The 19042-nt window shown below is 30.3% G+C and carries 21 protein-coding genes; 17 read left to right on the top strand and 4 right to left on the bottom strand.

The genetic code is table 11. The annotated features are described in order from the left end of the window. The first annotated feature begins 44 nt into the window (after positions 1–44). The 12 genes from IW20_RS06745 (at position 45) to atpG (ending at position 11194) form a co-directional block, all read left to right on the top strand. Complete coding sequence (locus IW20_RS06745) at positions 45–1508, top strand: DUF5687 family protein (protein ID WP_035620171.1); 1464 nt, start codon at positions 45–47, stop codon at positions 1506–1508. A gap of 80 nt (positions 1509–1588) precedes the next feature. Beyond that, positions 1589–2284 carry an ABC transporter ATP-binding protein gene (locus IW20_RS06740; RefSeq protein WP_035620170.1) on the top strand — a complete coding sequence of 232 codons (696 nt, stop codon included), beginning with the start codon at positions 1589–1591 and terminating at the stop codon, positions 2282–2284. Positions 2285–2371: 87 nt separating this feature from the next. After that, complete coding sequence (gene porW / locus IW20_RS06735) at positions 2372–4990, top strand: type IX secretion system periplasmic lipoprotein PorW/SprE (RefSeq protein WP_035620167.1); 2619 nt, start codon at positions 2372–2374, stop codon at positions 4988–4990. A 2-nt stretch (positions 4991–4992) separates the two neighbouring features. Continuing rightward, positions 4993–5388, top strand: coding sequence for a bactofilin family protein (locus IW20_RS06730; RefSeq protein ID WP_035620166.1), 396 nt, complete (start codon positions 4993–4995; stop codon positions 5386–5388). Next, positions 5363–5593: an AtpZ/AtpI family protein gene (locus IW20_RS06725; RefSeq protein WP_051885607.1), complete on the top strand. Its 231-nt coding sequence runs from the start codon at positions 5363–5365 to the stop codon at positions 5591–5593. Before IW20_RS06730 ends, IW20_RS06725 begins: the two co-directional genes overlap by 26 nt. Next, a complete protein-coding gene (locus IW20_RS06720; RefSeq protein ID WP_035620164.1) occupies positions 5593–5976 on the top strand; it encodes a hypothetical protein in 384 nt (127 codons plus the stop codon). Before IW20_RS06725 ends, IW20_RS06720 begins: the two co-directional genes overlap by 1 nt. Positions 5977–6109: 133 nt before the next feature. Beyond that, complete coding sequence (gene atpB, locus IW20_RS06715; protein ID WP_081912442.1) at positions 6110–7273, top strand: F0F1 ATP synthase subunit A; 1164 nt, start codon at positions 6110–6112, stop codon at positions 7271–7273. 40 nt (positions 7274–7313) lie between these two features. After that, the gene (gene atpE, locus IW20_RS06710; RefSeq protein WP_031453874.1) at positions 7314–7514 is read left to right on the top strand and encodes an ATP synthase F0 subunit C; all 201 of its coding nucleotides are present in this window, start codon (positions 7314–7316) and stop codon (positions 7512–7514) included. An 81-nt stretch (positions 7515–7595) separates the two neighbouring features. Continuing rightward, on the top strand, positions 7596–8087 hold the full coding sequence (locus tag IW20_RS06705) for a F0F1 ATP synthase subunit B (protein ID WP_035620162.1): 492 nt from the start codon (positions 7596–7598) through the stop codon (positions 8085–8087). 4 nt (positions 8088–8091) lie between these two features. After that, positions 8092–8625 carry an ATP synthase F1 subunit delta gene (atpH, locus tag IW20_RS06700; RefSeq protein ID WP_035620161.1) on the top strand — a complete coding sequence of 178 codons (534 nt, stop codon included), beginning with the start codon at positions 8092–8094 and terminating at the stop codon, positions 8623–8625. Between the two features lie 39 nt (positions 8626–8664). Further along, a complete protein-coding gene (gene atpA / locus IW20_RS06695; protein ID WP_035620159.1) occupies positions 8665–10242 on the top strand; it encodes a F0F1 ATP synthase subunit alpha in 1578 nt (525 codons plus the stop codon). 91 nt (positions 10243–10333) lie between these two features. Then, entirely contained in the window at positions 10334–11194 is an 861-nt protein-coding gene (gene atpG, locus IW20_RS06690; RefSeq protein ID WP_035620158.1) for an ATP synthase F1 subunit gamma, read from the top strand. Between the two features lie 145 nt (positions 11195–11339). On the opposite strand, the gene IW20_RS06685 is transcribed toward atpG, so the two are convergent. The 4 genes from IW20_RS06685 to IW20_RS26860 form a co-directional block, all read right to left on the bottom strand. After that, entirely contained in the window at positions 11340–11975 is a 636-nt protein-coding gene (locus tag IW20_RS06685; RefSeq protein ID WP_035620155.1) for an ATP-binding cassette domain-containing protein, read from the bottom strand. A gap of 995 nt (positions 11976–12970) precedes the next feature. Further along, a complete protein-coding gene (locus IW20_RS06675) occupies positions 12971–13150 on the bottom strand; it encodes a hypothetical protein (protein WP_035620148.1) in 180 nt (59 codons plus the stop codon). Positions 13151–13769: 619 nt separating this feature from the next. After that, on the bottom strand, positions 13770–14387 hold the full coding sequence (locus tag IW20_RS06670) for a hypothetical protein (protein WP_035620147.1): 618 nt from the start codon (positions 14385–14387) through the stop codon (positions 13770–13772). 271 nt (positions 14388–14658) lie between these two features. Then, a complete protein-coding gene (locus tag IW20_RS26860; protein WP_262488105.1) occupies positions 14659–14790 on the bottom strand; it encodes a hypothetical protein in 132 nt (43 codons plus the stop codon). 207 nt (positions 14791–14997) lie between these two features. Here IW20_RS26860 and IW20_RS06665 point away from each other — a divergent pair, with 207 nt between their 5' ends. The 5 genes from IW20_RS06665 (at position 14998) to IW20_RS06645 (ending at position 18998) form a co-directional block, all read left to right on the top strand. Beyond that, entirely contained in the window at positions 14998–15441 is a 444-nt protein-coding gene (locus IW20_RS06665) for a GNAT family N-acetyltransferase (RefSeq protein ID WP_035620145.1), read from the top strand. A gap of 99 nt (positions 15442–15540) precedes the next feature. Beyond that, positions 15541–16998 carry a lipopolysaccharide biosynthesis protein gene (locus IW20_RS06660; protein WP_035620144.1) on the top strand — a complete coding sequence of 486 codons (1458 nt, stop codon included), beginning with the start codon at positions 15541–15543 and terminating at the stop codon, positions 16996–16998. Positions 16999–17039: 41 nt separating this feature from the next. Next, positions 17040–17474 carry a dUTP diphosphatase gene (gene dut, locus IW20_RS06655; protein ID WP_035620141.1) on the top strand — a complete coding sequence of 145 codons (435 nt, stop codon included), beginning with the start codon at positions 17040–17042 and terminating at the stop codon, positions 17472–17474. 90 nt (positions 17475–17564) lie between these two features. Next, positions 17565–17927, top strand: a complete 363-nt coding sequence (locus IW20_RS06650) for a four helix bundle protein (RefSeq protein ID WP_035620140.1) — start codon at positions 17565–17567, stop codon at positions 17925–17927. Between the two features lie 54 nt (positions 17928–17981). Next, on the top strand, positions 17982–18998 hold the full coding sequence (locus tag IW20_RS06645) for a sugar phosphate nucleotidyltransferase (protein WP_035620138.1): 1017 nt from the start codon (positions 17982–17984) through the stop codon (positions 18996–18998). The last annotated feature ends 44 nt before the right edge of the window (positions 18999–19042 follow it).

Genomic DNA, 19042 nt, shown 5'->3' with positions numbered 1-19042 from the left:
TTTCCTACATTTACATACTTACGTATCAAACTAAACCAAAAAAAATGATTAAAAAGTTTATTTATCTCGAATGGAAATCCTTTTCAAGGTCGGCATCATTTGGTGCTAATATCGCATTAAAAATCGTAATAGGTTTTTTGGCAATTTATTTTTCGCTTGTTTTAATTGGTGCGGGAACAGGTATTTTTTATGTTCTTAAAGAGATGAATCTTGATCCGTTATTAACCATAAATAAGTTCTTGATTTATTACTTTTTATTCGATTTAGTGATTCGACTTTTAATGCAAGCCATTCCAGTTCTTAATATCAAACCGTTATTAACATTGGCAATCCAAAAGAAAACTATTGTTCATTTTTCACTTGGTAAAACAGCTTTATCGTTTTTCAACATTATTCATGCCTTCTTTTTTATCCCTTTTACGATAGTATTATTAATAGAAGGATATGATATTTTGGGCGTAATATTTTGGCATTTAACCATAATAGCATTAATTTATATTAATAACTTCTTGAATATTTTATTAAGTAACATTGATAAATTGTTTGCTATTTTCCTAGGCGTAATTGTTGTTTTAGGAGGATTACAATATTATGGTTTTTTTGATATTACAAATTATACAGTTTTTCTTTTTGATGGTTTTTATAGTATAAAAGGGCTTTTTCTTATCCCGATTTTAATTTTGGCAGGGCTTTATTACATGACCTTTAATTATTTTAAAGAAAATTTATATCTCGATGCAGGACTTTCGACTAAACATGATATTGCTACCACCGAAAATCTAACTTGGCTTAATCAATTTGGGACTTTAGGTACATTTCTTAAAAACGATATTAAACTTATAAGGAGAAATAAAAGGTCTAGAATGACAATTATTATGAGCTTTATCTTTTTGCTTTATGGATTACTTTTTTTTAATGCAAGTACGCACCAGCCGCCAGTAATGCAAATTTTAGCAGGTATTTTTGTATCAGGAGGATTCCTTTTTACTTTCGGACAATTCGTACCAAGTTGGGACAGTTCGTATTATCAACTTATGATGACCCAAAACATACCTTATAAAGGCTATATCACTTCTAAATGGTGGTTAATAGTTATTGCAACTATTATATCGACGATTATTGCTTCATTTTACCTTTATTTTGGATGGAAAGTGTATCTCACAATTGTTGTTGGAGCTATTTATAATATTGGTGTTAATTCACATTTAGTACTTCTGGGAGGAGCATTTACAAAAACACCAATCGATTTAACAACTACAAGTGGAGCATTTGGAGATAAAAAAGCTTTCAATGTAAACACAATGCTTCTTACATTACCTAAAATGCTGTTGCCATTAGGATTATATTGGATTGGTCTTTGGTTTGGAAACCCAAATATTGGGTTAGCATTAGTTGCTTTAGCAGGAATAATAGGTTTTGCTTTTAAGGATAAAGTCTTTTTACTAATCGAAAAAAGATATAAAATCGAAAAATATTCTACTATAAGTGCTTATAAACAAAAGAATTAATTCATTAATTAGGAAAATGTGTCAATTAGATAATTAACTTCAATTGATGTAATCTAAAATCAACAATCTAAAATTACACTATGATACAAGTAAATAAACTTTCAAAAATATATAACGGAACAACAGTTTTAAAAATAGATAATCTTGAAATCCCAAAAGGGCAAAGTTTCGGATTGGTAGGAAATAATGGAGCAGGCAAAACTACTTTTTTTAGTTTGCTACTAGATTTAATTCATCCATCTACAGGAAATATTACAACAAATTCTATCCAGGTAAATAATGAAGAAACCTGGAAAACTTTTACAGGATCTTTTTTAGATGAAAGCTTTTTGATAGGATATTTAACTCCCGAAGAGTATTTTTATTTTGTAGGAGATTTACGAGGACAAAATAAAGCAGACATTGATGCATTATTACTCAAGCATGAGGAATTTTTTAATGGAGAAATTCTTAAAAACAAAAAATATCTGCGAGATTTGTCCAAAGGAAATCAAAAAAAAGTAGGAATTATATCTACACTTATTGGCAATCCAGAAGTGATTATTTTAGACGAACCATTTGCTAATTTAGACCCAACAACTGTAAGTAGATTAAAAAAAACAATAAAAGAACTAGCTGATAATCCGAATGTTACAATTTTAGTTTCGAGTCACGATTTACAGCATACTGTTGAAGTTTGCGACCGAATTGTTGCCTTAAATAAAGGTGAAATTGTGAAAGATATTCAAACTTCTAGAGAAACACTTCAAGAACTGGAATCGTTTTTTGCCATTTAAATATAAATATCTCAAAAAGAAGCGTATTTTTACCAGTTATTATACTAAAAAACTTTTTTAGATGTTAAATGTTAAAAATGTTTCCCATTGAAAAACAATCGACTTAAATACATATTTCTGCTCTTATTTTTTTCTCTTTTGATAGCTTGTTCTACCAAAAGAGATACATTTTTAGCAAGAAATTCTCATGCTTTGAGTACAAAGTATAATATATTATACAACGGACAAGTAGGTTTTGATAAAGGCATGAAAGCTATAGAGGCCAATTATAAAGATAATTTCTGGAAATTATTGCCTATAGAAAGAATGCAAATCGATGAAGGGAATTCAGATGAAGCAAAAGCTAAAAATGCTGATTTTGAACTTGCTGAGACAAAAGCTACCAAGGCTATTCAAAAACATTCGATGAATATTGGAGGTCGGGAAAAAAATAGCCAGATAGATGAAGCATACCTAATGCTTGGTCAGGCTCGTTATTATGATCAGAGATTTTTACCAGCCTTAGATGCTTTTAATTATATTTTATACAAATACCCAACAAGTAGCAATATTAATACAGCGAGAATCTGGCGAGAGAAAACCAATATGCGCTTAGGTAATGATGAGTTGGTTATAAAAAACATTTATAAATTAATAAAAGGAGTTAAATTAAAAAAACAAGTATATGCCGATGCAAATGCTTTATTAGCAGAAGCTTTTATTAATTTAGAAGAAAAAGACAGCGCAATTACAAAACTTAAAATTGCCGAAGAATTTACAAAAAGAAATCCTGAAAGATCTAGATACCGTTTTATTTTAGGGCAATTATATCAGGAAACAAAAAAGAGAGATAGTGCGCTTTATTTTTATCAATCGGTAATTGATATGAACAGAAGAGCAGAGCGAAAGTATGTAATACATGCTTACGCAAAAAAAGCTCAGTTGTTCGATTATCAAACCGGAGATAGTACTGTTTTTATCAAAACATATAATAAATTAATCGCCGATAGAGAAAATAGACCATTTCTGGATGTGATTTATTATGAAATGGGAGTTTTCTATGATAAACGAAAAAATGAAAAATCGGCATTAGAATTTTATAATTCTTCATTAAAAAGAAAATCTCAAGATCCTTATTTAGTAGCATCAACTTATCGAAACATTGGGAATATGTTCTTTAAGAAAGCCAGTTATACAATGGCGGCGAAGTATTATGATAGTACTTTGGTAAAAATGGATCCTAAAACAAGAGAGTTTGTTTATATCCAAAAAACACGAAAAAATTTGGATGACGTAATAAAATACGAAGGTATTGCAAAACGTAATGATAGTATTATAACAGTAGTTGGACTTTCGGATTCAGCCAGAGTAAAATATTTTAGAGATTATATTGCCAAAATAAAAAAGGAAGACGAAGCTAAACGAATTCTTGCAGAAAAACAAAAACAGAAATTGGCTAATATTGCGCTAAACACGGGAGGAGGAGGTCTGGAAACAGTAACTCCAACAGGCGCTGTACCAGGAACCCCTGAAAAAAGTGGAGTTCCTACACCACCAACAGGAAATGAAGTTGCTAGTAATTTTTATTTCTACAACCCATCTACAGTAGCTTACGGAAAATTACAGTTTAAAAAATTATGGGGAAACAGAGTTTTAAATAGTAATTGGAGATTACCATCTAACAAACCAAATATGACTACAGATGATGATAAATCAACAGATGTAGTTGCAAATGATTCTATTAAAACTGAAGCGATAGTCGAAAAGTATACTACAGATTTTTACGAAAAACAACTTCTAAAAAACAAACCTGCAATAGATAGTATTGTTAAGGAACGCGATTTTTCATACTATCAATTAGGGATTATCTATAAAGAGAAATTTAAAGAGTATGAATTGGCTAGCAATAAGTTAGAGCAATTGTTACAGAATAATCCTGAAGAAAAATTGATTTTACCATCGATGTATAATCTGTACAAAATTTATGAGATAACAAATCCAGCAAAAGCTGCGGCGGTTAAAAATGATATTTCTGCACGTTATCCAAATTCACGCTATGCACAAATCATAAATAACAACGGCTTAGATGAAGAGTCAGCAAGTAAAGCGCCTGATAAAGAATACCAGAAATGGTATAAATTATTTCAGGAAGAGAAATATGGAGAAGTCCTAAGTAACATTGATAATTTGATTAATCAATATTCAGGTGATGAAATTGTATCGAAATATGAGTTATTAAAAGCAAATACTTTAGGAAAAGCAAAAGGATTGGTTGCTTATAAAAAAGCGATAGAAAACGTAGTCGATAATTATCCAAATAGCGAAGAAGGAAAAAAAGCACAGGATATTTTAACAAATCAAATTCCGTTTTTAGAGAAGCGTGTATTTACCACAACAGATACAAAAAATTGGAAAATTTTGTATAAAATTGGTATTCAGGATGAGAAAGCAAGGAAAAAAATAGAGGAAGTTATTAAAAAATTCTTAGTAGATGAAAACTTCCAGAAACTAACTTTTTCTTTCGATAAATACGATTTAGATTCAGGATTTGTTACCATTCACGGTATAAAATCGGAAGTTTATGCAAATGATGTTGCCAAAGTTTTAAAAGAAAATAAAAAATATAACTTGATAGAATATCCTGCAGTAATAATATCAAGTGATAATTATAGTATAGTACAAATTAATAAAAATTTAGAAGCTTATTTAGCGCCTAAAACCCCGTAATCATGTTTAATAAAGCACCAAAATTTAGCACAGAGCACTTAGGAAAAACAAATAGAATAGTCGAAGGAACTATAATAACAGGAGATATTACATCGCTAGCCGATTTTAGATTAGATGGTGAATTAATAGGGAATTTTACATCAAAAGGAAAAATTGTAATAGGACCAGCAAGCAAAGTTAAAGGAGATATCATTTGTCAAAATGCTGATATCGAGGGAGAATTTACAGGAAAAATTAAAGTTGCTGAACTTTTAAACGTAAAAGCAACAGCCAAAATTACAGGTGAAGTAACTATAGGAAAATTATCGGTAGAACCTGGTGCTGATTTTAGTGCGACATGTATAATGGCAACAGATTTTAAAACTGAAATAAATGACGGACAAGGAACCAAAAAATGATAACCAACCAAATAATAAATGGATAGGACTTATTAACATTCCTATACAGATGGGAGTAATTATATTTTTATTTTCTTATCTGGGTATTTGGTTAGATGAAAAATATTCAAACGGTGGTTCTTTATGGACAATCGTTTTATCTTTGTTTTCGGTTTTCTTAGCACTTTATAACGTCATACGACAAGTTAAAAATTTAAATAAATAATGAATAGAATTGTTGATTTTCTTAAGTATTTTATTCCCTTTACGATTGTATTGTTTGTCACGCAATATTTTGTCATGCAATCACTTTCAGAAAAATTAGTTTTTTTTTACTCCGTGTGGAGTATTTATATTTTTAATATTTTAGCTACATTTTTAGTCTACCTGTTTTTAATTTTTGTCAATAAAAATTTCTCAACTTATACAGGTTTTGCTTTTCTTGGAGCAAGTTTTTTTAGAATGATGTTAGCCATCATTTTCTTAATCCCGCTAATAAAAGCACATGTTAAAGACCCAATAATTGACTTGGGTGCGTTTTTTATACCTTATTTTTTATTTTTGATTTTTGAAACATATTCTACAGTTCGCCTAATAAATAAAAGTTAACCACTTCATTATTAGATGAATTGATAAATAAAAATGTAATTTTAAAAATTACATCTATAAATTTTCAATTTTCAATTTAAAATGTACCTTTGCAAAAAATTTTTGGAACCTAAAATTAGATAAAGATTTAATAATGATATTTTCAAATAAACCAGTTCAGTACTTATTAGTTACTTTATTAGCCTTTTCTTCGTCGATAAATTACGCATCTACTTCTGTTGATAGCGCTTCCGTTAAACACGAAAACGTTGTTGAGACAGTAGAAGCAAGCGGTCACAAAGAAAGTGTTGGTCACGAAATAGAAAAAGAATTCAATGCAAGTGAATTAATTAATTCACACATTGGAGATTCGCATGATTTTCATATCGCTGATTGGGATGGTCATCCTATTTCTTTGAGTCTTCCAGTTATTTTATGGACAAATAATGGATTGGAAATTTTTTCTTCAAAAGAATTTCATCATGATAATACAGGAGAACATGTTGTAGATATCAATGGACAAAAATTAGTTCGTTATAAAGAAGTTGTTTTTTATGCAGACAAATTTGAACAAATGACAAATGAAGAAAGAGATAATGGTGCTTTTGCTTTTGATGCAAGACCTTTAGATTTTTCTATCACTAAGAATGTTTTCTCTATGTTAATGTCTGCAATTGTTTTGTTTTTCTTATTTTTTGCAGTAGCAAGATCTTATAAGAAAAACCCAAATGCGCCAAAAGGATTAGCTGGATTTTTAGAGCCACTAGTTACGTACGTTAGAGATGAGATTGCTGTTCCAAATATTGGTGCAAAAAAGGCTGGAAAATATATGCCATACCTTTTAACAATTTTCTTCTTTATCTGGATTAACAACTTAATCGGATTAATTCCTTTCTTCCCATTTAGTTCAAACTTAACAGGTAATATCTATTTTACATTTGTAATGGCATTTATTACTTTCGTAGTTACAACTTTAAGCGGAAACAAAAATTACTGGGGACATATTTTTAATACACCAGGAGTTCCTGTGTGGTTGGCTCCAATTATGATTCCTGTAGAAATTATAGGAATGCTTACTAAGCCATTTGCATTGATGATTCGTTTATTCGCAAACATCACTGCTGGACACATTATTATCTTGAGTTTAGTTTCTTTGATCTTCATTTTCAAAAGTATTGCTATCGGGCCAGTTGCTGGAGCATTCGTATTGTTCATGAGCGTATTAGAAATGTTGGTTGCTGCTTTGCAAGCGTATGTATTTACATTGCTTTCAGCATTATTTATTGGTCAGGCTGTTGAAGAGCACGATCATCATTAATTAGAGTTTTATTAATTATTAACTATATAAATTTATTATTATGGTATTAGCTGGAATCGGAGCTGGATTAGCTGTAATTGGTGCAGGTCTTGGTATTGGAAAAATTGGTGGATCTGCAATGGACGCTATCGCTCGTCAACCAGAAGCTGCTGGAAAAATTCAGACTGCTATGATTATTGCTGCTGCACTTATTGAAGGTGTTGCACTTTTCGCAGTTGTTGTTGCGTTAATCGCAAAATAATTAAAATCTAAAACTTCCTGTAGCGGTTGGCTCCAGGAAGTTTTTTTAAAAAAGACAAACAATTTTTAAATATATACTGTTATGCAATTAACTTCACCAGAAAGTTTAATTTTTTGGACAACAATTATCTTTATTGTTTTCTTCGTTCTAATGGCAAAATATGCTTGGAAACCTATTTTAGGAGCTGTAAAAAGCCGTGAAGAATCTATCAATGAGGCTTTAGCATCAGCTGAAGCAGCTCGTAGAGAAATGCAAAATTTAACTGCAGATAATGAGCGTATCTTAAAAGAAGCTCGTGCAGAACGTGATGCAATGTTAAAAGAAGCTCGTGAAATGAAAGAGCAAATCATAGCTGAATCTAAAAATGAAGCTCAAGAGCAAGGTCAAAAATTGATCGCTCAAGCTAAAGCAGCTATCGAAAATGAAAAAAATGCAGCTATGGCTGAATTGAAATCACAAGTTTCAACTTTATCATTAAGCATTGCTGAAAAATTATTGAAAGAGGAATTATCTAGCAAAGAATCTCAAACTAAATTAGTTGAGAAAATGTTAGATGACGTAAAGCTAAACTAATATTATGGCAAGTACAAGAGCAGCAATTCGTTATGCAAAAGCAATTCTAGACTTAGCAAATTCTAAAGGTGTTGCCGAAGCTGTCAATAACGACATGAAATCAATTGCTTCAACAATTGACACAAATGCAGAATTGAGTACCTTTATCGAAAGCCCAACTATAAAAGTTGAAGTTAAGGAGAGTGCCCTTTTAGAAGTTTTTGCAAGTATAAATGGTGTAACTAAAGGGTTATTTCATTTATTGTTTGAAAACAAAAGATTCGAAATTCTAGAAGCAATTGCTCTAGAATATAATAAATTATTTGATGAAAGTAATGGTGTTGAAATTGCGCAAGTAACAACAGCTATTCCTATGGATGCTGCTTTAGAAGCTAAAGTATTAGCTAAAATTGCAACATTATCAGATAAAAAAATTACAATAGAAAATAATGTAGATGCTTCAATTATTGGAGGATTTATTTTAAGAATAGGCGATAAGCAATATAATGCATCTGTTGCAAACAGATTACAAGTATTAAAAAGAGAGTTAAGTAATTAGTTTTATTACACATAAAAGTGTCTAAATTATAAATTTAAGATGGCGGAAATCAAACCTGCTGAAATTTCAGCAATATTAAGAAAGCAAGTAGAAGGTTTTGAATCTGGTGCTACGCTAGAGGAAGTAGGAACGGTACTTCAAGTTGGAGATGGTATTGCTCGTATTTACGGGCTATCTAATGTACAATATGGTGAGTTAGTTGAATTTGAAAACGGACTTGAAGCTATTGTATTGAACCTTGAAGAAGATAATGTTGGTGTGGTACTTTTAGGACCATCTACAGGAATCAAAGAAGGATCAACAGCAAAAAGAACACAACGTATTGCTTCTCTTAAAGTAGGTGAGCAAATGGTAGGACGTGTAGTGAACACACTTGGTTTTCCAATTGATGGAAAAGGACCAATCGGTGGAACATTATATGAAATGCCTTTAGAAAGAAAAGCTCCTGGAGTTATCTTCCGTCAGCCAGTAACTGAGCCATTGCAAACAGGTATTAAAGCTGTTGATGCTATGATCCCAGTAGGTCGTGGACAACGTGAGCTTGTTATTGGTGACCGTCAAACAGGTAAATCTACTGTTTGTATCGATACAATCTTAAATCAAAAAGAATTTTACGATGCAGGAAAACCTGTATTCTGTATATATGTTGCAATTGGGCAAAAAGCTTCAACTGTAGCAGGAATTGCTAAAATGTTAGAAGAAAAAGGTGCAATGGCTTATACAGTTATTGTTGCTGCAAATGCTTCTGATCCAGCTCCAATGCAAGTTTATGCTCCTTTCGCAGGTGCAGCAATTGGAGAATATTTTAGAGATTCAGGTCGTCCAGCACTTATTGTGTATGATGATTTATCTAAACAAGCTGTTGCTTACCGTGAGGTTTCTCTTTTATTAAGAAGACCACCGGGACGTGAGGCTTACCCTGGGGACGTTTTCTACTTACACTCTCGTTTATTAGAGCGTGCTTGTAAAGTAATTGCAGATAATGGAATTGCTAAAAACATGAACGATTTACCAGATTCTATTAAGTCTATCGTAAAAGGTGGTGGTTCATTAACTGCTTTACCAATTATCGAGACTCAGGCTGGTGACGTTTCTGCATATATCCCAACAAACGTAATTTCGATTACAGATGGTCAGATTTTCCTTGATGGAGATTTGTTCAACTCTGGAGTTCGTCCTGCGATTAACGTAGGTATCTCTGTATCTCGTGTTGGAGGTAATGCACAAATTAAATCAATGAAAAAAGTATCAGGTACTTTAAAATTAGACCAAGCTCAATTCCGTGAATTGGAAGCGTTTGCTAAATTTGGTTCTGACTTAGATGCTGTTACTTTAAACGTAATTGAAAAAGGAAAAAGAAACGTTGAAATCTTGAAACAAGGTTTAAATGATCCTTATACAGTTGAAAACCAAGTAGCTATTATCTACGCAGGTTCTAAAAACTTATTAAGAAACGTTCCTGTAAATAAAGTAAAAGAATTTGAAGCAGATTTCTTAGCATACCTTAACAGCAAGCATAAAGATACTCTTAATGCACTTAAAGCAGGTAAACTAGACGATAACATTACAGATGTTATTGAAAAAGTAGCAAAAGAAATTTCAGCAAAATATAACTAATAAGATAATTGGACAATTAGATAATTAAAAGAGTCTATGTATTTTTTTAATTATCTAATTAACTGATTTTCAAATTTTCTAATTAGAAAAGATGGCAAATTTAAAGGAAATCCGTAATAGAATTACTTCCGTTTCATCTACGATGCAGATTACATCGGCGATGAAAATGGTTTCTGCTGCAAAGCTTAAGAAAGCACAAGATGCAATCACAGCGATGCGTCCTTATGCCGAGAAATTAACGGAATTATTACAAAACCTTTCTGCAACACTTGATGGTGATGTAGGAGGAGATTTTACTACACAACGTGAAGTAAAAAAAGTATTACTTGTTGCAATAACTTCTAATAGAGGTTTATGTGGTGCATTTAATACCAATGTAATAAAGGAAGCAAAAGTACGTTCTGAATTTTATGCCGGAAAACAAGTTGACATTTTTGCTATAGGTAAAAAAGGAAATGATGTTTTAAGCAAAACACATTCAGTAATAGACAATAAAAGTTCAGTTTTTGATGACTTAACTTTTGATAATGTAGCTGAAATTGCTGAAATTTTAACTCAACAATTCTTAACTGGAAAGTATGATAAAATTGAATTGATTTATAATCAATTTAAAAATGCTGCGACTCAAATTGTTCAAACAGAACAGTTTTTGCCTCTAGCTCCAATTAAATCAGACGTACCAGTTTCGACAGGAGATTATATCTTTGAACCTTCAAAAGAAGAAATCGTGTTAACTTTGATTCCAAAATCATTAAAAACACAATTATACAAAGGTATTCGTGATTCATTTGCTTCTGAGCATGGTGCGCGTATGACTGCAATGCACAAAGCAACTGATAACGCAACTGAGTTAAGAAATCAATTGAAATTAACTTACAATAAAGCACGTCAAGCTGCTATTACAAACGAAATCTTAGAGATCGTTGGTGGAGCGGAAGCTTTAAAAGGATAAGAAAAAATTTTAATTTTTCAGATCTTCAAAATGCAAAGAGCATAGAAAGGATAAGAAAAATTTATAATATATAAGAAGAGCCGACAAGTAATTGTCGGCTCTTTTTTTGTTGCTAATTTTGATATTTTAGAGAAACAAACTTATTCTATTTCAAGAAAAGCTCTTCTTCGATTTTTATGAACTGTTGCTTTTCAAATTCTCGAATTGCAGTATTCTTCACCAGAAAAATTTTGTCACAATCTTTGTATAAAATTTCCAGGATATGTGAAGAGATAAAAACAATACTATCTTTTGATAATTCTCTAATGTAATTCATCAACAAATAATTAGATTCTAAATCAAGACCATTAAAAGGTTCATCAAAAATATAAATTGGATATTCTTTTTGGAATACGGCATTCATATATGCTTTTTTCTTCATTCCTGTCGAAAAGGTCTTGATGAGTTTGTCTTGAGGAACATCAAACAGTTTAGTATTATTTATCGTTTTTAGATTTAGTAATTCTTTATAAAAATCTGAAAACTCGGTTGCAGTAAGCTCATCATAAACAGGTACTTCTGTAGGTAAAAATGCTATTTCGTTATGTTTTATGGGTGAATCATGAAAGGATATTGTGCCCTGATAATCTATAAGTGATGTAATGATTTTAAAAAATGTTGTTTTTCCTTCTCCATTTTTGCCAACGACTCCATAAATTCCATTTGCTGAAATAGAAAGATCTATATCTTGCAAAACAGTTTTACCTCCAAATGCTTTCTTTAAGATATTAATCTGTAACATATTTCAAATTGTTTATTGTTTTTATAGATTTATAATACAAATAAGGTAAGATTAAAAATGGTAAGCCAATCTGAATATTTATAATAAATAATGCCAAAAATAGCTGTTGTAATAATTCATTTGAGAAAAAGGAGTATTTAAATAAGATACTAATTATCGGAAGTAAAAAAATCAGTGGAACAAATAGTAATAAATCCCATTTCTTAAATATCAATAAACATAAAATTAAAACAGTACTCAACATTAAGGTATTGTATAAGCCTACTTGTATTTGTTTTAAAAGGTATTTCCTGGAATCGAAGAAACTCATTTTTATATGAATTACATTTTCTCTTTTGAAGGAAGGTAAACAACCAATAAAAGCGACGATAAATAAGCTTGCTAGATTTAGATTGTCGTTATGATGCATGTTCCCCATTACGTTTAGGAAGATAACCAAAGGAATAAAAAGAACGAGCTTGTTTTTCCTAAAGCAAATATGCCAGAAAGGATCAAATAACCTGAAAGGGTATTTGATAATCTTGACTCCTATTTTGCTTAATAGAATCAGGAAATAAAGTATTACAAAATGAATTATAACGATGTCCCATCGATAGTTTATAATATAAATGAATATAAAAGGAGAGCTATAAATGAGATATTCTAAGAATAATAAAAGGCGATAGTTTTTATTAACTTTTAATAATTCTATGTCTTTTCTGTTTTGGTGGTAAAATGCCAGTTCCAAAGTTGTTATTAAAAAGTAGTAACTGTACTTTTGGAACACTTGATTTAAAAAGTAAATGATGACTGCATAAAATAGTAAGAGCAAACCAATGGCCAGATAATCATCCTTTGGTAAGATCTTCCTAAATCGTATTACAATTAAATACTTTAATATTTTTATCATGTTCTAAAATGAAATCATCATATATGCAAGTGAGTTTATAAAAGTATGGAATAGAATTGGTGAAAAACCTTCTTTTTAGTTATGTTGTAAAATTTTTTAAATGCTTTTAGGAGGCTTTTCTTTTTTCTGTTTTTTTATTCATAATAACTGACATGATAATAAAAATCATTGTGATAATTCCGAAAGAAGCTTGAATAATATCTTCGTTATACAAGAAATATCTAACGATATGCGCAATAAGCATAATAAAAGATGTAACAAGAAGTATTTTTCTGGTTTTAGACATTTTAAAATAATTAAGTTAAAAAAATATAATAGCTGTAATCCATAATAATAAAGCATGAGTATAACGATGGGCTATAATTTTTAGCTCTTAGCTATATTGGCTTCGATTTCTTTGCCTATAAAACAAGCTAGGATAGGATATTAGATATGGATTTTTAAGACAGTAAAATTTTTGTTATGAATGGCAACTACTATTTTTTGATTTTTTTGTTTTTCTGGTATTGATGCGCAATACCTATTATTATAATTAATAGTATAAGAAATCTGTGAGCGTTGTCCATTTTTTTGCTTTTATAAAATAGCCTTAAGTATTGAATCTACTTAATGTTTTTTTGTAAATACTCTTTTTTTTATCATTGTATTATTTGTTTACCCCTGTACTAAAAAGTTCTAGAAATAAGAATATGTTCAAGAATTATTAGTTGTTTTTTTTATTTCGATTATTGAAATAAATAAGACCTACTGCTATTAAAACTAGTATTGGTGTAATTAGATAATATACATTTTTAACTATAAATATATTATATAGTAAAAGGATAATACTTAGAATAGTAATAAGGATAAAAAAGTGATTTTTGTTCATAGTAATTATGTGATATTTCCCTTATACTGAATCATGATTAATTAGTTTGTACTCTTGATGAAATCTTTGTAAAGTTTCTTTTTATGAAATAAACCATTAAAAGTATACTTAAAAAAGATAAACCAATTAGTGATAATGTAATGTTGAATATATTCTTATTTGTAAAAGCCACCGTTGCTGTAGTAGTTGTAAGTAAAATGTCTAGTATGCAAATAAGGACGTAAAAGTTCTTTTCATAAAAGGATTTTGTTAAAATTGAGATTATCAATAAATTTAAAAGAGCAAAAAAAATAAAAACGATATTGATACAAACAGCAATAGATATGTTAACTCCAGGACTTAATAAAAATAGAAAAGGAAAAGAAAATAATATAATTGTAGTTGGCTGTTTTAATATGTAGAAAAGTTCATTTATTACTTGCGTCGTTTTTTTATTGGTTCTTGAATTACTAACATAAAAAGCATTATATTTTTCACTTGGTTTCGATACAATAGTTTCGATTGCAATAAATAAATACAATATAGGAAAAGTCATAGTATTGAATATACTTAAAAGCAATATAGTATTAAGTAATTCTGAATCAGCATATTTTATAGTAATAAGATTGAACAGCATTACAATTAATATAAAAGCATAGTGAGTAATTGATTTCATGATATTAATTTTTTAGTTGTACAGCATAAGCTATTTGTTCTTTCTGTAATCAAGTTGCAGTTATTTAGATGATTTCATGAATAATATAAATTACCTATTCATAAATGCATACGTAAATCTACCGAATTCAAAACCCAAATAAGTTAAGATAAATGATATCCATAAAAGCCATACTATGAAATTGTTGGTTTCTTCTTTAGCATAAAGAGCGATTTGATTTATGTACTTTTTCATGTTTTATAGTTTAATTAGTTAGTAGTTTTAAGAGTTGTTAAGGTGTGATGTTATGATAGGTTTGTCCTACTACATAACCAGCAAAATATACAAATGCCCATAATATAACAGCTGATAAGACTATTTTAGCATAAGTATCGATGTTTGTTAGATTATTTTCGTTTTTCATTATTTATATATTTTAAGATACTAAAAGTTTAAATATAGGGCTATTTATCATAATCTTAAAATATTTTGTAAATAAAAACTGTAAAAAAAATTACAAATCAGGAAGTGAAAGATAGAATGACCAATTTTATTTTTTGGGTGAGATCTAGCTTCATTACAGTTACAATCAGTTTTTTTGATTAATTTTGACTTCTATTTTTATATCATCATGCAATTTATAGTCAAAGAACTTACTACTATTGAAGAAATGGTTGCTCAAATTGCTACCATGCAGTATTTATATCCCAACTTAGGTTTGGAGAAATATGAATTATACCTATCCGAAATGGTTCCTCATAATTATACTCAAGTTGCTGTTTTTGAAAACGAAGTTTGTTTAGGAATTACAGGTTGTTGGTCATCTACAAAACTATGGTCAGGAAAATATCTTGAGATAGATAATTTTGTAGTGCATCCAGATCAACGTTCTAAAGGAATCGGAAAAATATTGACTGATTATATTGAGAAAAAAGCGCTTGATTTAGGATGTTCCAATATTGTTTTGGATGCATTTACTTCTAATTTTGCGGCGCATCGTTTTTATTACAATCAAGGATATGGCCCAAAAGGATTTCATTTTGTGAAAATCCTAGATGAAAATAAGTTGACATAATATAAAAAAGCATAACATTTCCTTAATGAATCAACAAAAACGATATTAAACCAAAGAATTGGTTATTTTTGTTTTATAAATTTTATTACCACAAATATTTTGGGATTATATAAAAATCTTTTTAAACAGACAGCTATTTATGGGCTTGCGACAGTATTGCCACGAATGCTGAGTTTTTTATTAGTACGATTATACACCGGAATTTTACCAACAGCAGAGTATGGTGAGGTTTCTATTGTATTATCATGGATGGTTTTCTTTAATGTAGTACTTTCTTATGGGATGGAAACTGCTTTTTTTAGGTTTTATAATTCCGAACCCGATAAGAAGAACGTAATTGCTACTTCTACAATTTCTATTTTTTGGTCATCGATTATTTTTCTTTTCGCAGCATTAATTTTTAGAAACACACTTGCAACTCTTGCCGAAGTCGACGTACAGTTTGTTACCTATTCCGTTTGGATTTTAGTTTTAGATGCATTGGTTTTAGTGCCTTTTTCTAAACTTCGTGCCAATCAGCGACCAATGGTTTATGCAGCAATAAAAATTGGAAATGTAATAGTAAATCTTGTTCTGAATATCTTCTTTTTGATATACTTACCTAAACTTGCAGCAGACAACCCAAATTCTGTTTGGGATAATTTATATGTAGAAAATTTCCAAATTGCTTATATTTTCATTGCTAACCTTTTAGCAAGTTTGGCTACTTTTATAGTGTTATCTCCTAATTATCTTTCGCTTGGGCGAAAATTCGATCCTGTACTTTGGAGAAAGATGATGAAATATGGTTTACCAATTTTGGTGGCCGGATTAGCGTTTGCTGTCAATGAGCATTTTGACAAAATCTTACTAGGTTATTTACTGCCAGAAAACATTGCAAAGTCAGAAGTTGGGGCATATTCCGCTTGTTACAAACTAGGTTTATTTATGGTTTTATTTGCTACAGCATTTAGATTAGGAATTGAACCTTTCTTTTTTAGCCATGCTAAAAATGCAAATGCACCACAAACGTATGCCGTAATTACAAAATATTTTGTGATTCTTGGGTCATTGATTTTGTTAGGAGTAATTGTTTTTGCAGATATTTTAAAATTACTTCTGTTAGAAAACAAATCATATTGGGAAGCCATGAAAGTGGTTCCGTTAATTATCCTTGCGAATTTTTTCTTAGGAATCTATAATAATTTGTCGGTATGGTATAAACTAACTGATAAAACAAAAATTGGAGCTTACATATCTATAGTTGGAGCAATACTAACATTAGTACTGAATTATATTTTGATTCCAAAGTATAGTTACTACGGATCTGCAATTGCCACAATTTCGGCATACGGAAGTATGATGCTTATTTCGTATGTTTTAGGAAACAAGTATTATCCTATACCTTATGACATGAAGAAAATTGGAGCCTATCTAGGAATTTCAATTGTATTCTCAGTTATTTCTTTTTATGGATTCAGAGAAAATTACTTTGTCGGAATTCCATTGTTCCTTCTGTTTATTTATTTCGTTTACCATAACGAAAAGGATACAATAAAAGGAATGCTTGGCAAATAATAACATATTCAAAATTTACATTTAGTTTTAAAAATATAAAAATGACGATTAATATTATCAACAAATCACAACACGATTTACCTAACTACGAAACAATAGCTTCGGCAGGAATGGATTTGCGTGCTAATTTATCAGAACCAATAACATTAAAACCTTTAGAAAGAACAATAGTTAAAACGGGACTTTTTATAGAATTACCAATTGGTTACGAAGCACAAGTGCGACCAAGAAGTGGATTGGCTGCTAAAAAAGGAATAACAGTTTTAAATTCTCCAGGAACTGTAGATGCGGATTATAGAGGAGAGATTGGAGTGATTTTAGTAAATTTATCTAGTGAAGCTTTTGTAATCGAAAACGGAGAAAGAATAGCACAACTTATTGTTGCCAAACATGAAAGAGCTGAATGGGTAGAAGTTAACGAACTTTCGGAAACATCAAGAGGCGAAGGAGGATTTGGTAGTACAGGGGTGAAGTAGTTATCAGTTGCAGTTTTTAGTTGTCCAGAATTTCAAAATTCAAAATTCCAAGTTGGAAATTCAAAATTTCAACTTTAAAACTTAAAAGTTGTGAAAAAATTTGATTTACATGAAAGGTTAATTGATTTTGCAGTACAAATTATAAAAATAACAGATAATTTAAAAGCAACAAAGGCTGGAAATCATTTATCGGGACAGATTGTGCGTTCAGGAACTTCGCCATCATTAAATTATAGTGAAGCTCAAAGTGCAGAATCTAGAAATGATTTTATTCATAAAATGTCGGTTGTGTTAAAAGAGCTTCGAGAAACTCATTCATGCCTTAAAATTATTTTGAGGGCTGAGTTGTATTCGAAAGAAGAATTAGATTTGACGGTTGCAATAAAAGAAAATGATGAGTTAATTTCCATATTTGTTAAAAGTTTGGAAACCTCAAGAAGTAAAAATAAATAAAATAATAAGTTTGAATATTCAATTAGGAATATTCAATTTTGAAATAACAAGAACATGAAAATAATCGTTCCAATGGCAGGTCGAGGATCTAGACTTAGACCGCATACATTAACTATACCTAAACCATTAATTCCGGTTGCAGGAAAATCAATCGTACATCGTTTAGTAGAAGATATTGCTAAAATATTAAAAGAGCCTATCGAAGAGGTAGCATTTATATTAGGAGATCCAGCTTTTTTTGGAGATGACTTAGTTGCAAGTTTAGAAGAATTGGCAGGAAGTTTAGGTGCAAAAGCATCAATCTATCGTCAGGATTTACCTTTAGGAACAGGACACGCTATTATGTGCGCTAAAGAATCTTTATCGGGACCAGCGGTAATTGCTTATGCAGATACTTTGATCAGAGCCGATTTTGAATTAGATCCAGAAGCAGATGCTGTGATTTGGGTAAAACAAGTTGAGCAACCAGAAGCATTTGGAGTAGTTAAGTTAAATGCTAATAATGAGATAATTGAGTTGGTCGAAAAACCAAAAGAATTTGTTAGCGACCTAGCTGTTATCGGAATATATTATTTTAAAGAAGTTGAAGTTCTTAAAAATGAACTTCAAATAGTTTTGGATAACAATATTCAGAACGGTGGAGAGTATCAGATTAATGACGGAATTAAAGCAATGATGGCTAACGGGAAAGTTTTTAAAACTGGTAGCGTTGATGAATGGATGGACTGTGGTAACAAAGATGTTACTGTTGAAACGAATTCTAGAATGTTAGGATTCTTGCATAATGATGGAGAGCATCTAGTAGATTATGATGTAAAATTAGAAAACTCGACTATTATCCCGCCATGTTATATTGGAGAAAATGTAATATTGAAAAATGCTACAGTAGGACCTAATGTATCTTTAGGAAAAGGATGTCAGGTTATTGATAGTTCTATAAAAAACAGTTTGGTACAAACCTATACTCAAATAAAAAACGCTAATTTAGACAATGCAATGATAGGAAATCACGTTGTTTATGATGGTAAGTTTACTAATATTAGTATTGGTGACTATTCGGTTTTAGAATAAACAAGAAGTTTATTAGGGTTCGTTTTTACTTTAAACATCAATAA

Source organism: Flavobacterium hydatis (assembly GCF_000737695.1).
GTDB classification, from domain to species: Bacteria; Bacteroidota; Bacteroidia; order Flavobacteriales; family Flavobacteriaceae; genus Flavobacterium; species Flavobacterium hydatis.
This window is presented reverse-complemented; position numbering and strand designations above follow the sequence as displayed.